This is a genomic window from Streptococcus oralis, from assembly GCF_019929345.1.
Lineage (GTDB): Bacteria > Bacillota > Bacilli > Lactobacillales > Streptococcaceae > Streptococcus.
Window position 1 is genome coordinate 1 of record NZ_JAHZPJ010000014.1, and the last position, 25714, is coordinate 25714.

22 protein-coding genes and 3 tRNA genes are annotated in these 25714 nt (G+C 35.2%); 8 read left to right on the forward strand and 17 right to left on the reverse strand.

Annotated elements, in window-relative coordinates:
• Positions 1 to 73 precede the first annotated feature (73 nt).
• The 15 genes from ftsH to K1I97_RS08765 form a co-directional block, all read right to left on the reverse strand.
• Entirely contained in the window at positions 74 to 2032 is a 1959-nt protein-coding gene (gene ftsH, locus K1I97_RS08700) for an ATP-dependent zinc metalloprotease FtsH (RefSeq protein WP_223332224.1), read from the reverse strand.
• 15 nt (positions 2033 to 2047) lie between these two features.
• Entirely contained in the window at positions 2048 to 2590 is a 543-nt protein-coding gene (hpt, locus tag K1I97_RS08705) for a hypoxanthine phosphoribosyltransferase (RefSeq protein WP_223332223.1), read from the reverse strand.
• Between the two features lie 4 nt (positions 2591 to 2594).
• The gene (tilS, locus tag K1I97_RS08710; RefSeq protein WP_223332222.1) at positions 2595 to 3872 is read right to left on the reverse strand and encodes a tRNA lysidine(34) synthetase TilS; all 1278 of its coding nucleotides are present in this window, start codon (positions 3870 to 3872) and stop codon (positions 2595 to 2597) included.
• The gene (locus K1I97_RS08715) at positions 3869 to 5137 is read right to left on the reverse strand and encodes a serine hydrolase (RefSeq protein WP_223332221.1); all 1269 of its coding nucleotides are present in this window, start codon (positions 5135 to 5137) and stop codon (positions 3869 to 3871) included. Before K1I97_RS08715 ends, tilS begins: the two co-directional genes overlap by 4 nt.
• Complete coding sequence (locus tag K1I97_RS10205; protein ID WP_000429343.1) at positions 5130 to 5252, reverse strand: SP_0009 family protein; 123 nt, start codon at positions 5250 to 5252, stop codon at positions 5130 to 5132. The genes K1I97_RS08715 and K1I97_RS10205 overlap by 8 nt, the downstream gene beginning before the upstream one ends.
• A 4-nt stretch (positions 5253 to 5256) precedes the next feature.
• Complete coding sequence (locus K1I97_RS08720; RefSeq protein ID WP_000041922.1) at positions 5257 to 5625, reverse strand: septum formation initiator family protein; 369 nt, start codon at positions 5623 to 5625, stop codon at positions 5257 to 5259.
• The gene (locus K1I97_RS08725; RefSeq protein ID WP_001234973.1) at positions 5618 to 5884 is read right to left on the reverse strand and encodes an RNA-binding S4 domain-containing protein; all 267 of its coding nucleotides are present in this window, start codon (positions 5882 to 5884) and stop codon (positions 5618 to 5620) included. Before K1I97_RS08725 ends, K1I97_RS08720 begins: the two co-directional genes overlap by 8 nt.
• A gap of 57 nt (positions 5885 to 5941) precedes the next feature.
• Entirely contained in the window at positions 5942 to 9445 is a 3504-nt protein-coding gene (mfd, locus tag K1I97_RS08730) for a transcription-repair coupling factor (RefSeq protein WP_223332220.1), read from the reverse strand.
• On the reverse strand, positions 9446 to 10015 hold the full coding sequence (gene pth / locus K1I97_RS08735; protein WP_223332219.1) for an aminoacyl-tRNA hydrolase: 570 nt from the start codon (positions 10013 to 10015) through the stop codon (positions 9446 to 9448).
• Between the two features lie 72 nt (positions 10016 to 10087).
• Positions 10088 to 11203 (reverse strand): redox-regulated ATPase YchF, encoded by a 1116-nt coding sequence (gene ychF, locus K1I97_RS08740; RefSeq protein ID WP_223332218.1) that lies wholly within the window; start codon positions 11201 to 11203, stop codon positions 10088 to 10090.
• Between the two features lie 84 nt (positions 11204 to 11287).
• Positions 11288 to 11482: a DUF951 domain-containing protein gene (locus tag K1I97_RS08745; protein WP_223332217.1), complete on the reverse strand. Its 195-nt coding sequence runs from the start codon at positions 11480 to 11482 to the stop codon at positions 11288 to 11290.
• A gap of 64 nt (positions 11483 to 11546) precedes the next feature.
• Positions 11547 to 12683: a DNA polymerase III subunit beta gene (gene dnaN / locus K1I97_RS08750; RefSeq protein WP_000581146.1), complete on the reverse strand. Its 1137-nt coding sequence runs from the start codon at positions 12681 to 12683 to the stop codon at positions 11547 to 11549.
• A 158-nt stretch (positions 12684 to 12841) separates the two neighbouring features.
• Positions 12842 to 14203 (reverse strand): chromosomal replication initiator protein DnaA, encoded by a 1362-nt coding sequence (gene dnaA / locus K1I97_RS08755; RefSeq protein ID WP_223332216.1) that lies wholly within the window; start codon positions 14201 to 14203, stop codon positions 12842 to 12844.
• Between the two features lie 216 nt (positions 14204 to 14419).
• Positions 14420 to 15178, reverse strand: coding sequence for a ParB/RepB/Spo0J family partition protein (locus K1I97_RS08760; RefSeq protein WP_223332215.1), 759 nt, complete (start codon positions 15176 to 15178; stop codon positions 14420 to 14422).
• 57 nt (positions 15179 to 15235) lie between these two features.
• A complete protein-coding gene (locus tag K1I97_RS08765; RefSeq protein WP_223332214.1) occupies positions 15236 to 16417 on the reverse strand; it encodes a S1C family serine protease in 1182 nt (393 codons plus the stop codon).
• 185 nt (positions 16418 to 16602) lie between these two features.
• On the opposite strand from K1I97_RS08765, the gene rlmH reads away from it, so the two are divergent.
• The 7 genes from rlmH (at position 16603) to K1I97_RS08800 (ending at position 19768) form a co-directional block, all read left to right on the forward strand.
• Positions 16603 to 17082, forward strand: coding sequence for a 23S rRNA (pseudouridine(1915)-N(3))-methyltransferase RlmH (gene rlmH / locus K1I97_RS08770; RefSeq protein ID WP_125449713.1), 480 nt, complete (start codon positions 16603 to 16605; stop codon positions 17080 to 17082).
• A gap of 43 nt (positions 17083 to 17125) precedes the next feature.
• A tRNA-Arg gene (locus tag K1I97_RS08775) sits at positions 17126 to 17199 on the forward strand.
• A 163-nt stretch (positions 17200 to 17362) separates the two neighbouring features.
• The gene (gene comC / locus K1I97_RS08780; RefSeq protein WP_223332213.1) at positions 17363 to 17485 is read left to right on the forward strand and encodes a competence-stimulating peptide ComC; all 123 of its coding nucleotides are present in this window, start codon (positions 17363 to 17365) and stop codon (positions 17483 to 17485) included.
• A gap of 12 nt (positions 17486 to 17497) precedes the next feature.
• Complete coding sequence (comD, locus tag K1I97_RS08785; RefSeq protein WP_223332225.1) at positions 17498 to 18817, forward strand: competence system sensor histidine kinase ComD; 1320 nt, start codon at positions 17498 to 17500, stop codon at positions 18815 to 18817.
• Positions 18814 to 19566 (forward strand): competence system response regulator transcription factor ComE, encoded by a 753-nt coding sequence (comE, locus tag K1I97_RS08790; protein ID WP_223332212.1) that lies wholly within the window; start codon positions 18814 to 18816, stop codon positions 19564 to 19566. The genes comD and comE overlap by 4 nt, the downstream gene beginning before the upstream one ends.
• 51 nt (positions 19567 to 19617) lie before the next feature.
• Positions 19618 to 19689 (forward strand) — tRNA-Glu (locus K1I97_RS08795).
• A 5-nt stretch (positions 19690 to 19694) separates the two neighbouring features.
• A tRNA-Asn gene (locus K1I97_RS08800) sits at positions 19695 to 19768 on the forward strand.
• Between the two features lie 37 nt (positions 19769 to 19805).
• Here the strand turns inward: K1I97_RS08800 and K1I97_RS08805 are convergent.
• Positions 19806 to 20348, reverse strand: a complete 543-nt coding sequence (locus K1I97_RS08805) for a TetR/AcrR family transcriptional regulator (protein WP_061453872.1) — start codon at positions 20346 to 20348, stop codon at positions 19806 to 19808.
• Positions 20349 to 20476: 128 nt separating this feature from the next.
• Between K1I97_RS08805 and K1I97_RS08810 the strand changes: the two genes are divergently transcribed.
• Positions 20477 to 23131: a YhgE/Pip domain-containing protein gene (locus K1I97_RS08810; protein WP_223332211.1), complete on the forward strand. Its 2655-nt coding sequence runs from the start codon at positions 20477 to 20479 to the stop codon at positions 23129 to 23131.
• A gap of 29 nt (positions 23132 to 23160) precedes the next feature.
• Here K1I97_RS08810 and K1I97_RS08815 read toward each other — a convergent pair whose 3' ends face one another.
• Positions 23161 to 25704 (reverse strand): YfhO family protein, encoded by a 2544-nt coding sequence (locus tag K1I97_RS08815; RefSeq protein ID WP_223332210.1) that lies wholly within the window; start codon positions 25702 to 25704, stop codon positions 23161 to 23163.
• Between the last annotated feature and the right edge of the window lie 10 nt (positions 25705 to 25714).

Here is a 25714-nt window from a genome sequence, read left to right on the forward strand (position 1 = left end):
GATCTTCTTCTCCTCTTCTGTTCCCTTTCCACTCTCAACTGCACACAAAAAGAGAGGCACTGCCTCTCTGCGGTTATTTTTCCTCACTCATTTTTGATTTTACTTCATCATAAGATAGGGCATGAGATTCCTCTTCTACTGTCTCAGGCATTTTTCCTGTTTCGTAAAGAGATTTAATCTGTGTACTATCCAATGTTTCGTATTTCAATAATGCTTCTGCAATCAGTTTGTGGGTTTCACGATTTGATTGAATAATCTCAGCTGCTTTATTTCGTGCTTCATTCAATAATGAACGAACTTCCTCATCAATATCATAGGCTGTTTGTTCTGAAATTGATTTTTGAGGACTTTGTGCACCAAACATAGCATGATTACCTTCGTATTGAACTGGGCCAAGTTTTTCACTCATACCGTATTCAGTGACCATTGCACGCGCCATCTGTGTAGCTTGTTCAAAGTCATTTGAAGCTCCTGTCGTTTGGACATTAAAGATAATCTCTTCAGCTACACGACCACCCATCAAACCTGCCAATTGCTCTTTCATATCTTCTTTAGAAAGAAGCATTTGATCCTCTTTCGGAAGCGCAATCATGTATCCGCCTGCACGGCCACGTGGTACAATGGTAACTTTATGAACAACACGAGCATTTGACAAGACTAAACCAACAATGGTATGTCCAGCCTCATGGTAGGCAACCAATTCACGTTCTCTTTGTGATACTGTTTTATCTTTCTTAGATGGACCAGCAATCACTCTGTCCTCTGCCTCATCAATATCTGAAGCATCAATGACTGATTTATTGCGACGGGCTGCAACCAAGGCTGCCTCGTTTAGAACATTTTCTAAGTCAGCTCCCACAAAACCTGGGGTTTGTTGGGCAACTAGTTTCAAATCAACATCGTCTGCCAGAGGTTTATTTTTAGCGTGAACTTTCAAGATTGCTTCACGACCTTTAACATCAGGGCGACCAACTAAGACTTTTCTATCAAAACGTCCTGGACGGAGAAGAGCTGGATCTAGAACATCTGAACGGTTCGTCGCAGCGATAACAATGATCCCTTCATTTCCCTCAAAACCATCCATCTCAATCAAGAGTTGGTTCAAGGTTTGTTCACGTTCATCATTACCTCCACCAAGACCGACACCACGTTGGCGACCAACGGCATCAATTTCATCGATAAAGATGATGGCTGGCGCTGCTTTTTTTGCATCCTCAAAAAGAGAACGAACACGGCTTGCACCAACTCCGACAAACATTTCTACAAAGTCAGAACCTGAGATACTAAAGAATGGAACACCTGCTTCCCCAGCAACTGCCTTAGCAAGTAAGGTCTTACCTGTTCCCGGAGGTCCCTCTAAAAGAACACCTGCAGGAATACGCGCACCAAGTTTTGTAAATCGTTTTGGATCTTTTAGAAATTCAACAACTTCTACTAATTCTTGTTTTTCTTCCTCGGCACCAGCAACATCCGAGAAACGTACCTTGATATCTTCTTTGTTTGCAGCTTTAGCCTTGCTACGTCCAAAACTCATTGGATTTCGGCCACTATTTCCTCCCATATTTCCCATCATAGAGAATAGGAAGAAGAAAAGAATAGCAAATGGCACAACAGAGACAAGGATATTGATCCACATACCGCTTGAACTCTCATGTTTGACTGTTACTTCTGCCTGATGTTCAGAAGCAAGTTTTTGCAATTCTGAAACTGTTGAATCAGACGGAAGAATAGTACTTGAGAATCTTTCTACTGTTGTAGCTGTAGGAGTGAAAAATTGAATTCCTGTTTCTTCTTTACTAGTCTTAGGATTTTTATAAACACCAGACACTTCAATGATACTGCCATTTGGCTGATAGGTTAATTCTTTTACATTGTCTGCTGTAATTTCTTTTACCAATTCTGTATAGTTAATTTTTTCGCTTCGCCCAGCAGCATTTCCAGAGTAAAAATACTGGAACCCTGTCACAAGGAAGAAGATAATTAACAAATATAGAAATGGATTTCTAACTAAACCATTATTTTGTTTTTTCATTAAAGAATACTCTTTCTAATTTGAATAAACTTCCTCTTTCAACACTCCAACATAAGGAAGATTGCGATAATTTTCTTTATAGTCTAGACCATAACCTACTACAAACTCATTTGGAATTGTAAAACAAGTATAATCTGCTTCAATTTCAACAACGCGTCCATCTGGTTTGTCTAACAAAGTCACGATTTTAACAGAATCTGCTTCTCTTTCGATAAACATATCTCGCAAATTCTTCAAAGTTTGACCTGTATCGATGATATCCTCTACAAATAAAACATGTCTTCCTTTGATATCTTGAGTCACGTCTTGCTTGATATTGATTACACCACTACTTGCTGTTCCACCATGGTAACTAGATACCATCATGAAGTCCATCTCAATATGCGTATCAATATGTTTGACCAATTCAGCCATAAAAGGAATCGATCCTTTCAAAATGCCAATGAGTATTGGATTTTTCCCCTCATAGTCTTTGGTTAGCTGCTCACCTAGCTTTTTAGCTACTTCTGTAATTTCATCATGTGAAACGAGGATTTTTTCAATATCGTGTTCTAACATCTTTTTACCTATCTATTTTTTCTATATAAAGTACAGTGTTCATTATATCATTTTTCGTGTTTTTACTCAAATCACTGGTCGCAATTCCTAAAATTGAGACAATTTCTCCAAATTGCTCAATAATAGGAGTTGTTTTTCGTTTTTCAATAGGAATTTTCAAATCTATAAATAAACGTCTCAGTTTCTTTCGGTGACCATTCATGATAAGAATATCGCCAGGTTTTCGACATCTAATATGTACAGATGTTTCCCGTGAAACCATTACTTTTTGAACAGAATTCCCTTCAATAGGAATGCCAAAGGAAAATAAATAGCCCATATATCGAACTTGATTTTGATAGTGTAACACAAGTTCATCTTCCTTTTCATCAGCCTGAGGACTGATTTTGCAAACTCGAAAATATTGATACTCTTTTATCAATTCATAACCATTTTTCAGTGAGTGACGATACTGACTTTTAGTTGCTAAAATCTGTCGAACTTCAGCAAACTGAGCCTTTGTCAGATTTAAGTCTGGAAATTGATTGAGATAGTTCTGGAGTAAAACCCCTTGAGTTTGTTGAGAGTATGAAAAGAGCTCATTCAAATCTTCCACATCAATTTGTTGAGAAAGCTCCGTTATTGCTGCTTGGTAATCTGAAATTTCCCTTCCTAAATCTAAAAGGGCGGATTTAAGACGAGGATTTTCTTTTTCAAGCTCTGGTAAATACCTATTCCGAATGCGATTGCGAAAATAAGTATTTTCCTGATTTGTTTGATCTTCGAAATAAACAATTGGTGGAAAATCTTTTTTATGAAAATACAACAAGGGACGGATGATTTCAATTCCATCAACTACTTGACTTTCTTTTATTCCTGTTAAATGACGTAGTCTACTTCCTCGAATCAAGCGCATCAAAATCGTTTCAATCTGATCATCTGCATGGTGGGCAGTGACCAAGGCAGTCGCTCCAACCTCTTTCATGATTTTTCTAAAAAAATCATAGCGAAACTCTCGAGCACGAGATTCTGAAAAGTCTCCTGAAAAGCTTGTGATATAAATAGGAAGTCCAGTTGCATCAGCTAACTTCCTTAGTTCATTTTCCTCCCAGTCAGACTCCCTTCTCTGCTTATGGTTAACATGTGCTAAAATCAGCTCAATTTCCAACTCATTTTGATAAGTAGATAATAGATGAAATAAAAACATTGAATCCAGTCCACCAGACAGAGCCAGCACAACTTTAGAATGTTTTTTGAAATACTCTTTTTGGAGAAAATGATTTAAAAAATCCTGCTCCCTCATTTTAGAACCTCATAGACATCCTTGGCTATCTTAGCAATGGTGTCATAATCAGAATTTTTGGTGAAAATAGAGAGAATGAAAGGAGAATCAGTATAAACAATCGCAGTGTCGTGTTTAAACTCGTCAGCATCTCCGATTTTATGAGCTACCTTAACCGAAACACCTTTTGCGATTCGTTGGTTATCAAAATTCGTTTTGCCTAGAGACTCTAAAACAAAACCATTCTGATTATAAATAGCTTCCATGACTTTTCCAGCCATTTTCGAAGAAGTTAATTTATCATTCACATCCCAATCTTCACCCATAATAGTGGACATTTTTTCTTTAAAAGCCCCGTCAGATTGATTGGTCACATAGTAACCTAAAATATTATGAGCAACATTGTCAGATTCTTTTGTTACCTTAGTAATTAACTGTTGAAGACTGTATTCTTTGTTATCTTCTTTTTTAGGTAAGCTACCACTACCTTCTGGTTTATAGGACCCAGGGAAACTATTTACTTCTGGGATATACTTGAAGCTACTGTCTAGCGTGTATTCCCCTTGATTTATCTTATCTTGAGCGTAATAAAGATAGGCTAGTTTCAAGATGCTAGCTGCATAGAGTTTGCTGTCTTCATTCACCCCAGCCTCTTTACCTGTACTCAGTTGTTTAACATAAATAGAATAATTTTCGTTCTGATAGTTGCTTGATAAGACTTCTTGAACCTTTTGGATGCGATTGTCTTCTTCTGAGACGAACTCTTTTGATACCCACCCAACTTGATTTATATGAAGAAATTCTTGTCCCTCAGCAAAGAGAGTTCTATCCACCGTTACAAGTTGATAGGGAGAGAGAGATGAAGAAATTTCTTTAGTGTCATAAGGGCTGTTATAGATAACAAACCCTGGCTCCAACCATACTTGTCTATTTTGAGTTTGAACTTGACTTTGATCATAGACCAAACGCTTATCTGCAAGAATAAACTGGTGATTATCTAATTTAAAAACAGGAACACCTTGTCTATTCAAACGCCATTCTACGATTTTAAAGGCATTTCCAGGAGTCAATTTACCAGACTCCTTGACAAGATCCTCATTAGCATAGACGGCTGTTTCTCCATAAACCATTGGGGATTCCAGAGTTTCTTTATAGTAGAATCCATAATCAGACTCGGTTAGATAATAAATTTCTTGTGAAGAGTAAGGAAGCTGTTTTTCTGTGCTAACTACTCTTGAGGTTATGATAAAAGCAGGTAGCAATAAAACTACTAAGAACTTACGCATTCTTCTCTTCCCTTTCTTCTTGTAATCGTAATAAATGATTTTTGGCTGCTAATTCTTCTAATTTTTCATCTGATAAACTTAAAAACTGCTCAACAACTTCTAATAAATTTTCCATGACATTACCTCGGAAGCAAATCAGGAATTGTATAAATCGCTTCTCGTTTCTTTGAGTAATAGTACTTGGCGCGTGCATATTTTGCTACATAGTCTTCATCTTTTAACTTTGCAGCAAAAGCAGATTCCTTATCCTTTTCGTCACTAAGAGTTTGGTACTGCTCTTTCAACTCTGTCAATTGCTGGCGGCGTTGCAGTAACTGATCATAGCTTTGAGCCAAGTTATAAGTTGGTAAAATAAACAACAAGATCATCAAAATAAGGACCCAACCCATAAAACGATTTCGTTTTTGTCTTTCCTTCATCAGGTAACGACGACGTTGATGTTCATTTTGAATAAAAGAATTATTCATCTGTACAATATTCTTAGACATTTTCTTCTACCCGTGTTTCACTGATAATTTCATACATGCCTGCTGCATCTTCTTTTTTTGTACTATCTTTCATCTCTAGTACTTTAACAAGCAACAACTTATTTCCAAAGCGAATTTCAACTTGGTCATCAACTTTTAAATCCGTTGAACTTTTGGCCAAGATTCCGTTCACCTTGATTCTACCTTTATCTGCTACTTCTTTTGCGACCGTGCGACGCTTAATAATTCGTGATACTTTTAAATACTTGTCTAATCTCATTTTTATTACCTCAAATTACTATTGTACCATTTTTATCCCTTTTATAGAAGAAAAACGTCAAAGAGAATTAGCTTCCTTTGATTCTTTTATCTCTAATAAATTTTCTCCAAAAATCAGCAGACCTTCTAAAATTTCATAATCCTTCTTGTTTCGGACATCAAATACGACTTCCATTAATCCCTTATTCTCAGCTATAGCTGCCTTTAAGTTCGTTGCGGATAAGGCTTTAAAATAATCTTGAGCCAAGAACAGTCGCTGAGTAATTGTTTCAAATTGAACTGTAATCTTATTTTCTTTTCTCTCCACACGTTCTACAAATACCTTGTCCAAGTAAGATTTGACCAAACCAATCTCTAAAAGATAGGCCACTACGTCTGGATATTCTCCAAAGCGGTCCATCAACTCTTCTTGTAATTCTTCATAGTTGACACGGTTGTCAATTTGACGAATTTTCTTGTAAATTTCAATCTTATGTCGTTGGTCAGAAATATAAGTATCAGGAAGATAGGCATCAATTTGTAAAATCAACTCAGCATTTCCTTTGGTTCTTGTGTTCCCATTACCATTACGTTTAGCGATAGCTTCCTCTAGTAACTGCGAATACAATTCAAAACCAACAGAATCAATGAAACCAGACTGGGACTTTCCTAGGAGATTTCCTGCTCCACGAATCGAAAGGTCTCGCATCGCAATCTTAAATCCAGAGCCCAATTCTGTAAATCCTTTGATTGCTTCTAATCTCTTCTCAGAGACTTCACTGATTGATTTTTCTGGACGATACATGAGATAGGCATAGGCAATGCGATTACTACGACCAACTCTTCCTCTTAATTGATACAAGGTTGACAAGCCCATATGGTCTGCATTTTCGATAAATAAGGTATTTGCGTTTGGAATGTCAACTCCTGTTTCAATTATGGTAGTTGTCACCAAAATATCATATTGTCCTTCAATAAAGTCCAATAAAGTATTTTCCAACTGAATTTCACTCATTTGTCCATGAACATACCCAATCGAAGCCTCTGGAATCAATTCCTGTAATTCTGAAACCTTCTGGTCAATCGTGTCAACTTTGTTGTAAAGATAGTAAACTTGACCTCCACGCTCCATTTCACGCAAAACAGCATCACGAATCACACTGTCATTCTTTTCTAAAACATAGGTTTGAACAGGATAGCGATTGGTTGGAGGAGTTTCAATAACAGACAAATCTCGGATTCCCAACATAGACATATGAAGGGTACGAGGGATTGGTGTTGCTGTCAAGGTTAGAACATCTACTTGTTTTTTCAGTTCTTTCAAAGTTTCCTTATGCTTGACACCAAATCGTTGTTCCTCATCAATAATCATCAAGCCCAAATCAGAAAATACAACATCTTTAGACAAAACACGATGCGTTCCAATCAAAATATCGACTTGACCATTCTTTAATTTTTCAAGTGTCTCTGCCTGCTCTTTTTTACTTCTAAAGCGACTCAACACATCAATATTAACAGCAAAATTTTGGAATCGTTCCTTAAAATTCGTATAGTGCTGTTGCGCTAAAACCGTCGTCGGAACTAGAACGACCACCTGTTTGTGATCATTGACCGCCTTAAAGGCAGCACGCATTGCAACCTCAGTCTTACCAAAACCAACATCTCCAACCAAAAGTCGATCCATGGGGTGAGAATCCTGCATATCTCTCTTGATTTCCTCAATACTACGAAGTTGATCATCTGTCTCAACATAAGGGAAGGCATCATCAAAAGCATGTTGATCTTCATCATCAGCTGAGAAAGCAAAACCCTTCAACTGACTACGCTCAGAATAGAGTTTGATTAAATCGTCAGCTATATCCTCTACCTGATTCTTAACTTTTTGCTTAGCCTTCTTAAAATGCCCGTCATTTAATTTATTAAGTTTTGGCGCTTTACCATCACTTGAAACATATTTGGACAGTAACTGAATCTGCTCTACTGGGATGGAAATTTGATCCCCATTTTGATATTGAACACTGACATAATCACGGTGAATCCCTTTGATTTCAATTGTTTCAATTCCTAGATATTGACCAATTCCATGGATATGGTGAACAACGTAGTCCCCTTTTTCAAGTTCATTATAATCTTTTAATCGCTCTGCGTTTGAAGCATGTTGTCTTCTAAAACGACGTTTTAATTTCTTTTGAAAAATCTCATGTTCAGTAATCAACAGAATTTTTTCATCTACAAAATGAAAACCATGTCTTAGATTACCCTCAATCAAGTTTACAGATTCTTTACAGATACTTGACTTATCTCTGGAATCCAATTTAATCTGATATTCCTCTAAAACATCCTCCAGTGTTTTACTTCCCATTGAATTGCTAGACTGCAGAACAATGGTGTAATCCATTTTTTTATATCGCTCAATTTCTTCTTTAAGAAAAGAAAATTGATTGAAAAATTCCTGCATAGGATATTGATTAAATTGATAAATGTGATCAAACTTGAGATTTCCTAAACCCTTTTGAAGATTAGAGAAAAAGGTCACTGGACTTTGTTTTTTATAGATTTGCTCTGTATCTGCAAAATACTTCATCTCAGAAAATGCTTTACTATTCTGTAACTCTTCTGTAAAGTATTGCGCTAATTCTCTTTCAAAGGCTTCATACTGATTCATTAATTTTTGATAGTCATCAAAGAATACTGGCGTATCTTTTTCAATATAATCAAAGACAGTCCATGTTTTATCATAACATAAGGACAAAAACTTTCGACTATCTGAATGTGTTTGTCTTTGATGAAAACTTGACAAAATTTCTTCTAGATAGGATTTCAAAATCGGCGATAGAGTCTTCGAAATTTGCTTTTCTAAAGCTGACTGTCCTCGTTGATAATCCTTTTCTCTCAAAAGCAGATCACTAGCTGGAAAAATAGTGAGTTCTGTTTGATTTTCTTTTGATAATTGTGTTTCTACTTCAAAAGTTCGGATTCCATCTACTTCATCACCAAAAAACTCGATTCGGAAAGGTTCTAACTGAGATATCTCAAAAATATCTAAAATATCTCCTCGAATACTAAACTCTCCTTGTGTCTGTACTTGAGTAACTTTTCGATAACCGATTTCCTTTAACTGATGAAGTAGCTCGTGTTGGTCATATTCTTCACCAACTGCAATTTTTATAATACTTTCTTTAAATCTAGTCGGAGAGGGTAGAATCAATCGACTCGCTGCGATATTACAAACTAAAATCCCTTTCTTAGATGGATCAGTCAAAAAACGCAAGGCCTCAACTCGTGAAATGATTTTTTCTTGTGAAGACATCAAAAACTCTACCATAGGAGAGTCATCTACCAAAAATGGATAGATAAATTCCTCTCCTAAGATAGAAAGAAGGTCACTGATAATTCGTTCTGCTTCTCCATAAGTTGATGTCAATAACACAATCTTATTTTCTTTTTCTAGACTGCTTGCAATTGCAAGAGCCTTAGTAGACGTTGATAAGCCTAGTATTAGTTGTCTTTTCTTATCTGTCAGATTTTGACGCCATTTTTTTATCTGATCATTTTCTGAGAATAAATCTAATAAAGTCACCATCTAGCCATTATACCTCTGCATCGTTTTCTCAAAGTTTTTCTCTTGTAAATAGTAATTTACAGCATCGTCAACCTTGTCAATTGACTGTAAAATACCTACATAGTCATCTTGATCAAACTTACTTAAAACATGGTGAACAACTGACATGCCTTTTTTTGGTCTTCCGATTCCAATCTTAACACGATTAAAGGTCTGAGTTCCAATATGTTGAATAATAGACTTGATTCCATTATGACCACCTGCTGATCCTTTTGCTCTTAAACGAATTTTCCCAACTTCCATGTCAAGATCGTCGTAAATAACGAGTAAATCTTCAATATCCAAACCATAGTAAGTCAATAAAGCATGAACAGCTTTCCCGCTTTCATTCATAAACGTCGTTGGTTTGACAAGATAAATTTTTTCACCATTAAGAAAAAAAGATGCTAGATCAGCTTGAAATATCTTGTCATGTGTAAAGGTGACATTTTGTTTTTTGGCGATTTGGTCAATCAACATAAATCCAACGTTGTGCTTGGTTTCAAAATATTTATCTCCTGGATTTCCCAATCCTACAAGTAATTTAGTCATTTATTTTCCTTTCAAAAGCCAAAAGGGTTGGAATATTTTTCCAACCTATTTGACACTATTTGTTAAATGTTATTAGACATTAAAGCGGAATTCCATGATATCGCCATCTTGAACGATATATTCTTTTCCTTCTTCACGCAAGCGCCCAGCTTCTTTTACAGCCTTTTCAGATCCGTATTTCACTAGATCCTCATATGACATGGTTACTGCACGAATAAAACCTTTTTCGAAATCAGAGTGGATGATACCAGCTGCTTGAGGAGCTTTCATACCACGCTTAAAGGTCCAAGCACGGACTTCTTTTTCACCAGCTGTGAAGTATGTTCCGAGTCCAAGCAAGTGGTAAGCTGCACGAGTCAACTTGTCAACGCCTGATTCTGTCAATCCAAGTGCTTCAAGAAACTCTTGCTTATCTTCATCATCTAACTCAGAAATTTCTTCTTCAGCACGCGCAGAAATAACTACTACTTCAGCATTTTCTGTCGCTGCAAATTCACGAATTTGTTTAACATAGTCGATAGAATCTGGATCTGAAACTACATCCTCATCCACATTGGCAACATAAAGAACTGGTTTAGTGGTCAAAAGGAAGAGACCTTTGACAACCTTTTGTTCTTCATCTGTAAATTCAATGGTACGTGCTGATTTTCCATCTTCAAGAACAGGTTTAATCTTTTGAAGAACGTTAAACTCTGCTACTGATTCTTTATCTTTTTGCGTACGTGCCATCTTTTCTACACGCGCATAGCGTTTATTAACCGATTCTAAGTCAGCAAGAATCAACTCCAGGTTAATGGTATCAATATCTGCAAGTGGATCCACAAAGGCGTCTTCACGTCCTTGCTCACGCATAACATTTTCATCATCAAATGCACGCACAACATGAACAATCGCATCTACTTCACGGATGTTAGCCAAGAATTTATTTCCTAGCCCTTCTCCTTTTGATGCTCCTTTTACAATCCCTGCAATATCTGTAAATTCAAATGTTGTTGGGACTGTCTTTTTAGGTGTAATCATTTCCGTTAGTTTTTTTAGGCGTTCATCTGGAACTTCCACCATCCCAACGTTTGGATCAATAGTCGCAAATGGGTAGTTTGCCGCCTCTGCTCCTGCTTTTGTAATTGCATTAAAAAGGGTTGATTTACCAACGTTTGGCAAACCAACGATGCCTGCTGTTAAAGCCATAGTTTCTCATTCTCCGTTCTCATTTCAATCCCTAACATTATAACACAAAAAGGGAAAACTTGCTAACCCTCTAACTAAGGGTTCTTAGTCAATAATCTTATTCATTTTTCGTTCAAAATCATAGCGACTCATCATAACAACGTGATCACAATTGCTACACTTTATTTTGATATCTGCCCCTATGCGTGTAATTTCCCAACGATTGGCCTTTTTACCTGTTGATTTAATTGTACAAGCATGTGGTTTTTTCATCTCAACAAAATTTCCAACTTGATACATATTACTCTCCTTTTCTTTTTTGATTATATCATAAAAGAGGCGAGCCAGGCTCAACCTCTTTCACTTAATTTGTTCGAACTGGTGTAATGAGCTGCATGAAGTCTTCGTCAGTATCTGCTGGTACAAGAGTAAATGGACGAACTGCTGAGATAAAGCTAATAGTAACCTTTTCGCTATTTAAAGCCTTGAGAGAATCAATCAAGTAAGTTGGGTTGAAACTAATAGTCAAATCATCCCCAGTCACCTGCTCCGTATCGATTTCTTCGTTTACTTTACCAACTTCTGGAGAGTGAACATGGGCGCTAACAACTCCACCTTTAATTTCAAGCTTCACAGTACCATTTTGAGTCGCACTTGATAAGAGACGTGCACGTTCCATAGATTGACGCAAATTAACCACATCAAAAGTAATTGTAGTATTAAAGTCTGTTGGAATCAAACGATCTGTATCAGGATAGTTTCCTTCTAGGAGACGAGTATAGAAGCTAATATTTTCGCTTCTAAAAAGGATTTGATTATTGGCAAAGAAAATCTCTACAGTTTCAATATCATCTGTAAATACAGCTGAAAATTCGCGGAGAGAACGACTAGGAATTACCACATCGAAATCATCGCCATTTTTTTCAAGAGTCAATTTCTTCTGGCTAAGGCGGTGTGAGTCTGTCGCAACTGTTTTTAGTTCCTTGTGTTGGCTCAATACAAAATGAACACCTGTTAAGATGGGACGACTTTCTTGCGTACTTGCAGCAAAAGCTGTCTCATTGATAATTTTCTTGAGTAGTTTTGTTTCAAGAACCAAAGGAGTACTTGCTGAAATTTCTTGGATTCGTGGATATTGTTCGCTATCTTTTCCTTTTAGGGTGATTTCTGATTTTCCACTTGTTAAGACAATTTGTTTTTGTTCAATCTCTTTGAAATCTAGCGTTACATCTGGAAGACTAGATACAACATTGATAAAGAAAGAAGCTTCAAGAAGAATAGAACCTAAGGAAGTAATCAAAAGACCTGCATCTTCATTCTTTTGAGAAATGAAATTCTCAATAGAAATTTGCCCGTTTGATCCAATTAAAGTAATTCCTTCATTGGTAACATCAATTTTAATGGTTGATAAAATTGGAATGGCATTTTTTGAACTAATTGCTCGTTTTGTGGTATTTAAGGCTTGTAGAAATAAATTTTTGTTAATTGAAAAATGGATCATGGATTCTCCTTTATTTATTTTTAGTATTAGAAGGATAATAGAAATAATAGAGTGTGTGAATTCTGTGGAAAACTGATTTCTATTTAGTGAGCTCAAGCTTTTTAGCTTGTTTAAAAAATGTGGATAAAAAAGATAGAAAAGGAAAAGTTATCCACAAGCTACTTAATTTTCTTTTTGATTGCTTCGATTTCTAAACGTAAATTATCGTCTTCGTCAATCAAGGATTTAATTTTAGCATGGGCATGAATAACGGTGGTGTGATCTTTTCCTCCAAATTCTTTTCCGATTTTTGGAAGGCTATTATCTGTCAGCTCTCTAGCTAGATACATAGCTACTTGGCGGGCTAAAACGATGTTTTGAACTCGTCTTGTACCCTTCATTTCTTTGACACTCACTCCATAAAAATTCCCCACCTCAGTTTGTATTTTGTCAATTGGAATGACTAGCATTTGGCTAACATCTTGCTTGCGCGCTCTAATAGCTTCTGCCGCAATATCAATACTGATATCCTTAATCTTCTTCACTCTGGCAATTAAAGTGATATCGTTGATCGCTCCTTCAAGTTCTCGAACATTTGAATCGAATTGACCTGCTAGGTATTCTAGTGTATCGCTTTGAAAATTATAGTCCAAATGTTCCGTTTTACTCTGAAGAATGGCAATTCGTGTTTCAAAGTCAGGTGGTGTGATATTTTGAGTCAAGCCCCAGCTAAAGCGCGTGACAAGCCTTTCCTCAAGGCCTTCTAAATGTTTAGGACTTCGGTCACTAGTCAGAACGATTTGTTTTTGATTGCTATGAAGAGCATTGAAGGTATTGAAAAATTCTTCTTGAGTTGCAACTTTTTTACCGCTGAGAGATTGGATATCATCAATCAGTAAGAGATCAAGGCTACGGTAAGTCTTTTTGAATTTCTCCATTTCTCCAAGTCTCAGGTGTTCAAGAAAATCATTGATAAAACTTTCAGCAGGAATGTATTTAACACGCGCATCAGGAATATTTTTCAGAATCTCATTTCCAATCGCATTGAGCAAGTGAGTCTTTCCGAGACCAGGTCCTCCATAGATAAAAAGAGGATTATAGGTCAAAGCTAAATCTTCTGATACAGCTAGAGCAGCTGACACTGCCCAAACATTCCCATCACCTTGAATAAAGTTATCAAAGGTATATTTTTCCTTCAATCCTGTCTCAGAATAGGGAATAGTTGGCAATACAGGTGTGTAATCATAAGCGGAGATAGTACCAGTATCACTTACTTGAGCAGTTTCAGTACTTTGAGGTTTAGTGAAAATATAATGGGGTCTGATTTCAGAATCATAAATTTCAAAACCAGCTGCAACAATGATATCTTTTAATTGCTTTTCCCACACCATTTCCATCTCTGGTCTTGGTAAAAATATAGTTGCGGTACTATCTTCTACTTTGACAAGCTCTGCAGGTGTAGCATAGAAATCATACATGGATCGTGTCAATCTTTCTTGAGCAAATTCTAAAATACGATTCCAAAATTGCTTTTCTTTCAACTATTTTTCCTCCTTTACTCTGATTTTAGTAGTTTAGTGCTAAACTTATTTTACCATAGATAGTGAGAATTTTCCACAAGTTGTGGAAAAGAATCCACAATGTTAATGATTCTTATCCACAGGTTGGGGATAAATAAAAAATTCCTTATTTTATTAGGATTTTTGCTAAAAAAATTAGTGGATAAACTTGTGGGTTAAGAAAATAAAAGAACAGCCTTATTTTAGGCTGTTGATAATTCTGTCATATTCTTCTTGATTTGAAAAAGAAATAATGATTTTTCCAGTATCTTTTTTAGAAAGTTTAATTTCTACATTCAATCCAAGTTGTTTTTTTAATTTATCTTCCTCATCTTTGATGAAAGAATCACTTTTTTTCTGCTTCTTTTGTTTTTTCTCTGTCAGTAGTGCTTCTAGCTTTCTCACAGAGATGTCTTCATTTTTGATTAGTTGAAAGAAATATTCTTGCTGCTCTTTATCCAAACCAACTAGTGAGCGTGCATGAGCTTGAGAAAGTCTACCATTTTCTACTTCAGATAAGATATATTCTGGTAAGGAAAGTAAACGAATAAAATTAGTGATATAAGGTCGAGATTTCCCCATTTTTTCGGCTATCTCAGTATGAGTAAATCCTTTTTCTACTAAAGATTCGTAGGCGCGTGCTTCCTCAACTGGATTCAAATTTTCTCTCTGCAAATTTTCAATGATAGACTGGATCATCATTTCCTGATCTGAGAGGTGCTTCACAACGGCTGGAATAGAGGTCAGACCAGCCAAAAGAGAAGCTCGATATCGTCTCTCTCCTGCAAGGATTTCATAACCGATTACAGGAGATTGACGAACAATGATAGGTTGGATAAGCCCATTTTCTTTGATTGACTCAGCTAATTCCCTTAGTTTATCTGCATTAAATTCTTTTCGAGGTTGATAGGGATTTTTTTGTATTTCCGAGATAGAAATCATTTCAAATTTTTCCATGATTCTACACTAACATATATTTTACTTTCTGTAAAGTTTCCTTTACACTGATGTCAATTAAGACTCTAAATCACCTGAACTCTTATCTAGTTTAATAGTTGTAGTTTCCTCTTTTCCATTACGGTAATAGGTTATTTTTATGGTGTCTCCGATAGAATGATTGTAAAGAGCACTCTGTAAATCTGTTGGAGATGAAATGTTGTTATCGTCAACTTTAGTAATGACATCGTATTTCTCAAGATGTCCATGTGCAGGCATATTACTTTGAACAGATTTTACCACAACACCAGAAGTTACGCTACTTGGGATATTTAGTTTTCTAAGATCATTAGCTCCGATATTATCTAGATTAATCATTTGGATTCCAAGAGCAGGGCGAGTTACTTTACCATTATTTTCAAGTTGTTTGATAATATTTTGTGCATCATTTGACGGAATAGCAAATCCAAGACCTTCTACAGAAGTTCCACCATTACTTGCAATTTTACTTGATGTAATACCGATGACCTGTCCTTGAATATTTACCAGTGGACCACCAGAGTTACCAGGGTTAATGGCAGTATCTGTTTGAATAGCTTTTGTAGAAATAGCTTGACCATCTTCAGATTTTAGAGAAACATTTCGATTGAGACTTGAGATGATTCCCTGTGTAACTGTATTGGCATATTCTGAACCTAGAGGGCTACCAATTGCAATTGCAGTTTCTCCGACATTTAGCTTACTAGAGTCTCCAAATTCCGCTACAGTTGTGACTTTTTCTGAAGAAATTTTTACGACAGCGATATCAGAGAATGTATCAGACCCAACAATTTCACCAGGAACTTTGGTACCATCCGCCAAACGAATATCAACTTTTGAAGCTCCACTAATAACGTGTGTGTTAGTCACAAGATAGGCATCTTTGTCATTTTTCTTGTATATAACGCCAGACCCTTCGCTTGCTATCTGTTTATCTGAATCAGAATTAGTTTCATCAGAATTAAATACACTGCTTTGTCTGCTAGAGGAAGAATAAGTAATGATTGACACAACAGCATCTTTGATTTTATTGACGGCTTGAGTTGTTGCAGTTTCATTACTATATGATGTTTGAGTAACAGTACTATTTGTTGTTTGATTTCCTTGTTTTTGATAAAGTTGCAATGTTACGAAACTTCCTAAGACACCGCTTAAAAATCCTATTAGAATGACTACAAGAAATTTAACTCCTTTTTTATAAAATTTTTGTAAGTGTTTCATAAACGCCTCCGTTTGTTATTTATTTGCTCAAATTATAAACCTATTAACTTAATTTAAGCTTAAAAGATTAAAGTTTTTCACAAGTTGTGGATAACTCGCTTTATTTTGTGAATTCACTAGTAATTTTGAATGATTTTTTTGTGTATAAGATGTGAAATGAAGTGTGGATATGATAGAATAGAAGAATGAAAATAAAAATTGTAACAGTAGGAAAATTAAAAGAAAAATACCTTAAAGATGGAATTGCTGAATATACCAAACGAATTTCTCGTTTTGCTACTGTAGAAATTATTGAATTAGCTGATGAAAAAACTCCAGATAAGGCAAGTGAGTCAGAAAATCATAAAATATTAGAAATAGAGGGGAATCGAATTCTTTCCAAAATTGGAGAAAGAGATTTTGTCGTTGTGTTAGCAATTGAAGGAAAAACTCTCTCTTCAGAGGAATTCAGTAAGCAGTTAGAACAAGCTCCCATAAAGGGATTTTCTACCCTTACATTTATTATTGGTGGGAGTCTGGGACTATTTCCTGCTGTGAAGCATCGTGCTAATCTCTCTGTTAGCTTTGGGCGTTTAACTTTACCACATCAGTTAATGAGATTAGTCCTTGTTGAACAAATTTATCGTGCTTTTACGATTCAGCAGGGTTCTCCTTATCACAAATAGAAGATTGACTTAGCTCTTGTTTTTTGATAGAATGGTCATGTTAGGTTCCATAGCTCAGCTGGATAGAGCATTCGCCTTCTAAGCGAACGGTCGCAGGTTCGAATCCTGCTGGGATCAATTTTAGATGCAAAGCTGGGAAAACTCCCAGCTTTTTTCTTAAAAAAGTGCATTTCAGGTGCAAAAAGGTACAGTTGAGAAGAAATTTTTCTTAAATAATCTTCATTTTGTATAATAAATTTGTAAGTTAATTTACAAGAAAAACAATACAGGAGATTTTATTTTGAAAAACATAGTTAAATTGGAACAGTTTAAAAAGCTTACGGAGAAAGAATTGCAGGAGATTCAAGGTGGGGAAATTAGAAAGGAAAATAATTTTTTATTTTATTTTTTTAAAAGAAAGTAAAGGGTGAAAAGAATGGATTTTTTCGCAATAATAGGCGTTATATTACATATTTTTATTACTAGTAGAAGTTATAATTTGATATGTAACACAACTAGAAAAGAACAATACCTCTTCATTTTTTATACAGTAATAATAGAATTTGTAGTTGAATTTTTCTTTTATTCTATATATTTAAATGGACTAGGGATTGAGAAATTTTTATATCCATTTATTTTATACGCTTATTTTATATGGTTTAAAAAGTTTGATAAGTATAGGGGAGTATTCCTGAGTTTCCTGCTTTCTCTCTTATATCACAGTACTCATACTTTTATAGCTGTAACCCTATCCTCGATAACAGGTGATGAGCTTGCATTACACTATGAAAGTACATTCTTTCTAGTAGTATTATTGTTGACTTATTTTGTTATTTTAAAAACAATTCGTTATTTTCATTTAGAGCTCACTTATTTTGACAAAGACTATCTTTATCCTTTTTTTAAAAAAGTATTTTTTGCCTTAATTTTGTTACATAGTGTATCCTTTATTTCAGATATAGTGAGTACAGTTCGCCATTTAAATAGTTTCGGAAGTATTTTATCATCGATTATATTTATTTGCCTACTCTTGATTTTCTTTGCAATGAATTCTCATAAGGTTCAAGTTGAAAAAGAGATTGCTCTAAAACAAAAGAAATTTGAACAGAAACATTTACAGACTTATACAGATGAAATTGTGGGTTTGTATAATGAAATTCGAGGTTTTCGTCATGACTATGCTGGGATGCTTGTCAGCATGCAAATGGCAATTGACAGTGGGGATTTACAAGAAATTGACAGAATTTACAAGGAAGTCTTAGTAAAAGCAAATCAAAAATTGAGGTCAGAAAAGTATACTTACTTTGATTTAAACAGTATAGAGGACTCAGCTTTACGAAGTGTGATTGCTCAATCAATTGTATATGCACGAAATAATGATGTAGAGTTTACATTGGAAGTAAAAGATGTTATTACTAGATTGTCAATGGATTTACTTGATCTTGTTCGCATCATGAGTATTCTATTAAATAATGCTGTTGAAGGTGCTGCGGATAGTTATTTGAAACAAATGGAAGTTGCAGTCATTAAAATGGATTTTGAAACAGTTATAGTTATCCAGAATTCATGTAAAATCACTATGACGCCTTCAGAGGACCTATTTGCCTTAGGTTTCTCTACAAAGGGAAGAAATAGAGGTCTAGGGCTTAATAATGTCAAGGAGATTTTAGATAAGTATGACAACATTATTTTAGAAACAGAGATGGAAGACAGCACATTTAGACAAATTATTAGATTTAAGAGGGAATTCGAATGAAAGTATTAATTTTAGAAGATGTTATTGAGCATCAAGTGAGACTAGAGAGAATATTGAATGAAATCTCTGAGGAATCAAATATTCCTATTTCTTACAAGACAACAGGAAAAGTTCGTGAGTTTAAGGAATATATCGAAAACGATGAAGTAAACCAGCTTTATTTCCTAGATATCGATATTCACGGAATTGAGAAAAAGGGTTTTGAAGTGGCACAGTTTATCCGTCATCACAATCCTTATGCTATTATTGTCTTTATTACCAGTCGATCTGAATTTGCTACCTTAACTTACAAATACCAGGTATCAGCCCTAGATTTTATTGATAAAGACATCAATGATGAATTGTTCAAAAAACGTATCGAGCAGAGTATTTTTTACACTAAGAGCATGTTGCTTGAAAACGAAGATGTTGTAGACTATTTTGATTACAACTATAAGGGAAATGATTTGAAAATCCCTTACCATGATATTTTGTATATCGAAACAACAGGTGTTTCTCATAAACTGCGGATTATTGGTAAGAATTTTGCCAAAGAGTTCTATGGAACCATGACAGATATTCAGGAAAAGGACAAACATACCCAGCGCTTTTATTCTCCTCATAAATCTTTCCTAATCAATATTGGAAATGTTAGAGAAATTGATCGAAAGAATCTAGAAGTTGTCTTTTATGAAGATCATCGCTGCCCCATCACTCGTTTGAAAGTTCGTAAACTGAAAGATATTCTAGAGAAAAAAACTAAAAAGTAATTGACAATTAGTAAGAAATTGATATAATGGTTATATCTGCTACAGATAGATGGTCCGTTGGTCAAGGGGTTAAGACACCGCCTTTTCACGGCGGTAACACGGGTTCGAATCCCGTACGGACTATTTTATCCGCCATAGCTCAGTTGGTAGTAGCGCATGACTGTTAATCATGATGTCGTAGGTTCGAGTCCTACTGGCGGAGTCAGATAAAAAGAACACCACTCGGTGTTCTTTTTCTTTTAGTTAGCATCACCTAACATTTTCATAAGGAAGTCTGTCATTTCTTGCGGGCTTTCTTTTTTTCCATGAGCAATCCAAGTCTGGCAAACACCAAATAGGGCATTTGTTAGATAAATGCTGCTGTATTCGAGTTCAATTGGATTGAGTTGTAGTTTCATAAAGCGCTTCTGAAGGTCTGTGCTAAGCATAATGTGAAGCTTATTTCTCAAGAAATTTTGGATCTCTTTTGTACCATTTTCAGATAAGAGTGCAGCTAAGAGTGGCTCAGACTCTAAATATTCAAATACTTCTAAAATGGCATCTCTTTTATGATGAGCATGTTTTTGGAAAATATACTCAAAGGTATGAAACAGCTTACTTTGGTAATGCTCAATCATATCATACTTATCCTTGTAGTGAGTGTAAAAGCTGGAACGACTGATTCCGGCTTTTTCTGCTAGCTTGACAGTAGAAATTTGATCGAAGGGTTGGTCCATCAATAATTGAACCATGGCATTTTCGATAATTCGTTTTGTTTTTAAACGTTTGTTACTTTCTTTCATAATTCCTCCTTGTACACAAAAATAGACCATGTGTCTAAAAAATATTTTTTCACCTTGTAATTTAGATTTTTTGATGTATAATCTATTATATCAAAATTTTAGACAATATGTGTAAAAAAGGAGGAAACATGTTTAAAGAATGGAAAGCAATATTTAGAAAACCGACCTTTATTGTTGTAATGATAGGGATTTCTCTCATTCCAGCTCTATACAACATTATATTTTTATCATCCATGTGGGATCCTTATGGTCAGTTGTCTGAGTTACCTGTGGCAGTTGTCAATAAAGATAAGGAAACTTCTTATAATGGACAGACAATGACAATAGGGGAAGACATGGTGTCTAATTTAAAAGAAAATAAGGCTTTGGATTTTCATTTTGTTAATGAAGAGGAAGGGGAAAAAGGACTAGAAGATGGTGACTACTACATGGTAGTGACTTTACCAAGTGACTTATCTGAAAAAGCTACCTCAATCCTAACGAATCATCCTGAACAGATGAAGATTGATTATCAGACGTCAAGTGGGCATAGCTTTATTGCAAGTAAGATGAGTGATTCTGCAATGACACAATTAAAACAAATCGTCTCCACTAATGTTACCGAAACGTATACCAAGGCTTTATTTCAAAAAATGAATGACTTGAAGTCTGGGATAAATAAGGCATCTGATGGAAGTGAACAATTGGTTAATGGAGCTGATCAGTTGGTGACGGGAAGTCAAACGTTGACGACAAATCTTAATACTCTAGCTAACTCAAGCGTAACTTTTTCAAATGGAGCAGATCAATTTACAAAAGGCTTATCTAGCTATGTGTCTGCTATAGAGCAATTACATATTGGTTTAGGAACTTTTAATAGTGGTTTACAAAGTTATACAAATGCTGTCTCACAAGTTGACACTGGACTTGGTCAATTAGCTTCAAAAACTCCTGAGTTGGTGACAGGTGTAAATCAGCTAAATACAGGTATAAAGTCCTATACAGGTGGCGTTTCACAACTGGATACAGGTCTCAATCAATTTTCAGTTGGTGTAAATGCTTATACAAGTAGTGTGCAAGAACTTTCTAACGGAACAAGTCAATTATCCAATCAATCAGATACACTAAGAGATGGAATGGAGCAATTAAATACTGGTATTAAAGAAATTTCAAGCCAATTAGAGTCCTCATCTCAACAAAATGAAGAAATAGCGCAATTGGCAACAAGCTTAGGAGAACTAAATAAAACACTACAAGCTCTTACAATATCAGATAATACTCAACTGAAAAGTACATTGTCAGAAGCTTTGCCAAATCTAACAACTCTTGCACAGGATATTGTGACCAAAAGTCAGACAGAACAAGAAAAAACTCTTGCGAACCTTCAATCAACAGCTACTTATCAATCTCTTACAGAGGAACAAAAGAAAGAACTGACAGGAGCTATTTCTAAAAATTCTAGTTCTACTATTGAGTCAGCAAAAACAATTTTAACAACAGTAGGAGGATTAAAAGAAAGTATAGAGAATTCAGAACAACAAGTATCTAATCTATCTGATGTGCAGACGAAAGCAAATCAACTCTTACCTGTAGCATCTAGCTCCTTGACAATATTGTCAAATGGATTTACAAAATTGCAAACTACTGTAAATAATCAGTTAGTTCCTGGAAGTCAGTCAATTGAAAAAGGAGTTGTAAACTACACTAAAGGATTGGATACTATTTCTATAGGTGCTAATCAACTAAGTGAAAAGAATGCAAGTTTAACAACTAGTCTGGATCAATTAGTTTCTGGATCAAGTAAGTTGACAGAAAACACATCAACCTTGACAGCTGGAGTAGATGCGCTAGCTGGAAAAACTCCAGAATTAGTATCAGGTATAGAAAGTTTGTCATCTGGTTCTACTCAATTGAATAATAAGAGTCCAGAGCTAATAGCAGGTCTTACTACATTACAATTTGGCTCTGGTCAATTAACAGATAAATCAACACAGTTACTTTCTGCAGCATCTCAACTAGGAAGTGGCGCTATGAAGATTGCAGATGGTGCTGGAAAACTAGCAGATGGTGGAACAACCTTAGCCTCTGGTCTTGAAGATTTACAGACAGGAGTTGATTCCTTAGGACAAGGATTAGGTAATGCGAATAATCAACTCAAATCAGCTTCAACAGAATCTGAAAATGCAGAAACATTATCTGACCCTCTAGTTCTCTCAAAAACAGATAATGACCAAGTTCCTGTAAATGGGATTGCCATGGCTCCTTATATGATATCAGTTGCTCTTTTTGTTGCTGCTATATCTACCAATATGATTTTTGCTAAGTTGCCTTCTGGACGTCATCCAGAGAGTCGTTGGGGTTGGTTGAAGTCTCGTTCTGAAATAAATGGGATTATAGCTGTCTTAGCAGGTATTTTAGTCTATGGAGGTGTCCATCTTATTGGATTGACTGCGAACCATGAGATGAGAACCTTGATTCTAATTATAATCACAAGTTTAGCTTTCATGTCTATGGTGACAGCTTTAACAACTTGGAATAGTCGTTTAGGAGCCTTCTTCTCTCTTATTTTACTATTATTACAGTTAGCATCAAGTGCAGGAACCTATCCCCTTGCTTTGACAAATGATTTCTTCAAAGGTATCAATCCTTGGTTACCAATGAGTTACTCTGTATCAGGTTTACGACAAACAATCTCTATGACAGGAAATATTCATCATCAAGTGATTTTCCTTATTATAACTCTAGCTTTATTTACTGCTCTAGGCATGCTAGCTTATCAACCTAAGAAGATGCAAGAAGATTAAAAAAATCGACCAAGTAAGTGGTCGATTTTTTATGTCATAGATGAATTTCGTCTGTGATTATAGATTCCAAAAAGTAGAAGGGCAGTTACTGAGCAGGCTGCTCCAATAATAAAACCATTGGGAATGAAGGAAAGTGTAATGGTTCCTTTTCCCTTTGGAACATCAACCCTCATAAAACCAGTTTGAGCCTGCTTGATTTCAAGTTTTTTCCCATCTTGGTATGCAGACCAACCTTTGTCATAAGGAATAGTGAAGAAAATAGAGGTATCTTGTTTTACTTCATATGTAGCAAAGACTTTATTTTTAGAGGTGGATAGTTCTACAGGTTGTTCTTTAATCTTTTGGATTGCCTCAGTAAGAGCCTGAGTATCTAAACGATAGAAGGTCGGTGATTCAAATGACACCTGAGAATTTCCAGGAAAACTAACACTGATATTGAAAGTTTTTTGTTCTTCAGTATAACCCAAATTAAAGAAATTAAAAGCATTGTCAGTTGTAAAAGTCTTCTTTTCTCCATTGACAAGGATGTCAACCTTCTTTTGTTTATCATTAGTGAAATGAAGATTTGAAAAAGATAGATATACTTGACTATTTTGAGGAACCTCAATTTGATAATCAATCTTTGCATCTTCATTCGCAGAACCTGTGATGCTCGTTAAACCTTCAGAATTATCTGTTTTATCATATGTTATTTGGGAGAAGTAATCTAAGTTGAGATTAGCAAGCTGGTTTATAAATAAAGCCTGATTATCTAGAGTGTGATTGTTAAAGTTTACATCTGTGTAAATAGATTGAGTGGCAAAGGCAATGGGTAAAGAGAGTTGATTTTTATATAAGGTTAAATGATCCTTTTGATAAATCTCTTGAAAGCCATACTTATCAAGTGAAGTTTCAGAAATATTGTACTGGATTCCAAATAAACTGTCTGCTAAAAGACTGTTATTTGCATAACGAAGATTTAGATTGGTTCCAGAGGATTTGAATCCCAGTTTATCCAAACTAGTGCTAGCTGAACGATTTCGTACAGATGAAAATTGAGAGATTCCATTATAGTTAAATTTCATACTGTCATTTCCTGTCTGAATTTGCAGTTTTTCAGTACGTGTAAATGGATTGTCAATTTGGTTTAGAATGGATTCCATAGCAGTGATATCTCTATTATAGGCGCTACGAGAAGCAAAGGCCCATTCTTTAGCTATTCCTTCCATTTGAGATGATGCATTTAAGCTTATCTCAGCTGTTATAAATAAAGACAAAAGAATTGCAAATAGATTTACAGAGATAAATTTTCTAATGACTGCAAGAAGTAAAAGAGCATAAACTAGTAGAAATTCAAGAGTGAGTAGGATATTTAAATCAGTTAAAAAAGAATAGTGTGATTTAAAATAGACAGTAGCCAAAAATCCTGTTAGTACAAGAAAAAGTGAGACAAATATATTCCATAGCTTCAGTTCTTTCAGACGATTTAAGACTTCTGCTGCAGTATAAATTAGCAGAGTGGAAAAAATCCAAGCATAGCGATGCAAAAACATATTTGGGGTGTGCATCCCTTGCCAAAATAAATCAAGTGCTTCTATGTAAAAGCTTGTTATTAAAAAAGTAAAGAAAATTGCATAGGTAAGTTTCACGTGAAACTTTATGGATTTTATTGTGAAAAATAGAATGGTCAAAATAAAGGGAAGCAATCCAACAAAAATCATTGGTATGGATCCATATTTAGTTGTATCAAAAGATCCAATGAATTGTTTTGCGAAAATATCCAGATACCAGCTACTATCTGTCTTTAATTTTGTGATGGCAGTTAACTTCTCACCATGAGTTTGTAAATCAAACAGTGTAGGAAGAGTCATAATCAAACTAGCCATTCCTGCTAAAAAGGAGGTAACAACAAAATCAAGAAAAGATGATTTTCGATTTTTAAAGTCCCAAGAAATTTGGCAGATATACCAAAAAATAAGAAATAATGCTGTCATATATCCAAAATAATAATTTTGGATAAACAAGATTGACAGACTTGTAAAGTATAGTAGGCGCTTCTTTTGTGTTATAAGTAGGTGTAAACCAGTAATAATTAAAGGAATCAAGATAAAAACATCTAGCCAGGTTTTAATCTCTAACTGACTGACAGTGAAGCTCATTAAAGCATAGGAAGTAGATAAGGCAAGTTTTAAAAATTTGGGGATATCTTTAAATAATCTATTCAAACTAAAGAAGGTTGACAGACCAATCAATCCAAATTTTAAGAGAGTGGTTAGATAGACGGCATCTGGCATATTCGATAGATTAAAAAAGTAAACCAGAGGCGAGAGAAAACTACCCAAGTAATAACTAGATAGAGCATAGAAATTCAGTCCGAGGCCACTTGTAAAGGTGTAAAACAAACTACCATTTCCATGTAGAATATTCCGTAAAGCCACATCAAAAATAACGTATTGATGAAAACCGTCTCCTAATAGTGGGGATGTATCGCTATTCCAGTAGATACCTTGAGATAGGTATACTCCAGACATAATCACTACAGGAATGATGAAAGAAATAAAATAGGTCCAATATGTTTTAAAAAATGATTTCATGTTACCTCGT

Excerpts from the sequence above, each read along its gene's own strand:
- mfd (WP_223332220.1), bottom strand. The coding sequence starts at position 9,445 with ATGGTGACTTTATTAGATTTATTCTCAGAAAATGATCAGATAAAAAAA.
- dnaN (WP_000581146.1), bottom strand. The coding sequence starts at position 12,683 with ATGATCCATTTTTCAATTAACAAAAATTTATTTCTACAAGCCTTAAAT.
- K1I97_RS08720 (WP_000041922.1), bottom strand. The coding sequence starts at position 5,625 with ATGTCTAAGAATATTGTACAGATGAATAATTCTTTTATTCAAAATGAA.
- K1I97_RS10205 (WP_000429343.1), bottom strand. The coding sequence starts at position 5,252 with ATGGAAAATTTATTAGAAGTTGTTGAGCAGTTTTTAAGTTTATCAGAT.
- K1I97_RS08765 (WP_223332214.1), bottom strand. The coding sequence starts at position 16,417 with ATGAAACACTTACAAAAATTTTATAAAAAAGGAGTTAAATTTCTTGTA.
- K1I97_RS08815 (WP_223332210.1), bottom strand. The coding sequence starts at position 25,704 with ATGAAATCATTTTTTAAAACATATTGGACCTATTTTATTTCTTTCATC.
- ychF (WP_223332218.1), bottom strand. The coding sequence starts at position 11,203 with ATGGCTTTAACAGCAGGCATCGTTGGTTTGCCAAACGTTGGTAAATCA.
- K1I97_RS08805 (WP_061453872.1), bottom strand. The coding sequence starts at position 20,348 with ATGAAAGAAAGTAACAAACGTTTAAAAACAAAACGAATTATCGAAAAT.
- rlmH (WP_125449713.1), top strand. The coding sequence starts at position 16,603 with ATGAAAATAAAAATTGTAACAGTAGGAAAATTAAAAGAAAAATACCTT.
- K1I97_RS08810 (WP_223332211.1), top strand. The coding sequence starts at position 20,477 with ATGTTTAAAGAATGGAAAGCAATATTTAGAAAACCGACCTTTATTGTT.
- K1I97_RS08745 (WP_223332217.1), bottom strand. The coding sequence starts at position 11,482 with ATGTATCAAGTTGGAAATTTTGTTGAGATGAAAAAACCACATGCTTGT.
- K1I97_RS08715 (WP_223332221.1), bottom strand. The coding sequence starts at position 5,137 with ATGCGTAAGTTCTTAGTAGTTTTATTGCTACCTGCTTTTATCATAACC.
- ftsH (WP_223332224.1), bottom strand. The coding sequence starts at position 2,032 with ATGAAAAAACAAAATAATGGTTTAGTTAGAAATCCATTTCTATATTTG.
- tilS (WP_223332222.1), bottom strand. The coding sequence starts at position 3,872 with ATGAGGGAGCAGGATTTTTTAAATCATTTTCTCCAAAAAGAGTATTTC.
- comD (WP_223332225.1), top strand. The coding sequence starts at position 17,498 with ATGGATTTTTTCGCAATAATAGGCGTTATATTACATATTTTTATTACT.
- pth (WP_223332219.1), bottom strand. The coding sequence starts at position 10,015 with ATGACTAAATTACTTGTAGGATTGGGAAATCCAGGAGATAAATATTTT.
- K1I97_RS08760 (WP_223332215.1), bottom strand. The coding sequence starts at position 15,178 with ATGGAAAAATTTGAAATGATTTCTATCTCGGAAATACAAAAAAATCCC.
- K1I97_RS08725 (WP_001234973.1), bottom strand. The coding sequence starts at position 5,884 with ATGAGATTAGACAAGTATTTAAAAGTATCACGAATTATTAAGCGTCGC.
- comE (WP_223332212.1), top strand. The coding sequence starts at position 18,814 with ATGAAAGTATTAATTTTAGAAGATGTTATTGAGCATCAAGTGAGACTA.
- hpt (WP_223332223.1), bottom strand. The coding sequence starts at position 2,590 with ATGTTAGAACACGATATTGAAAAAATCCTCGTTTCACATGATGAAATT.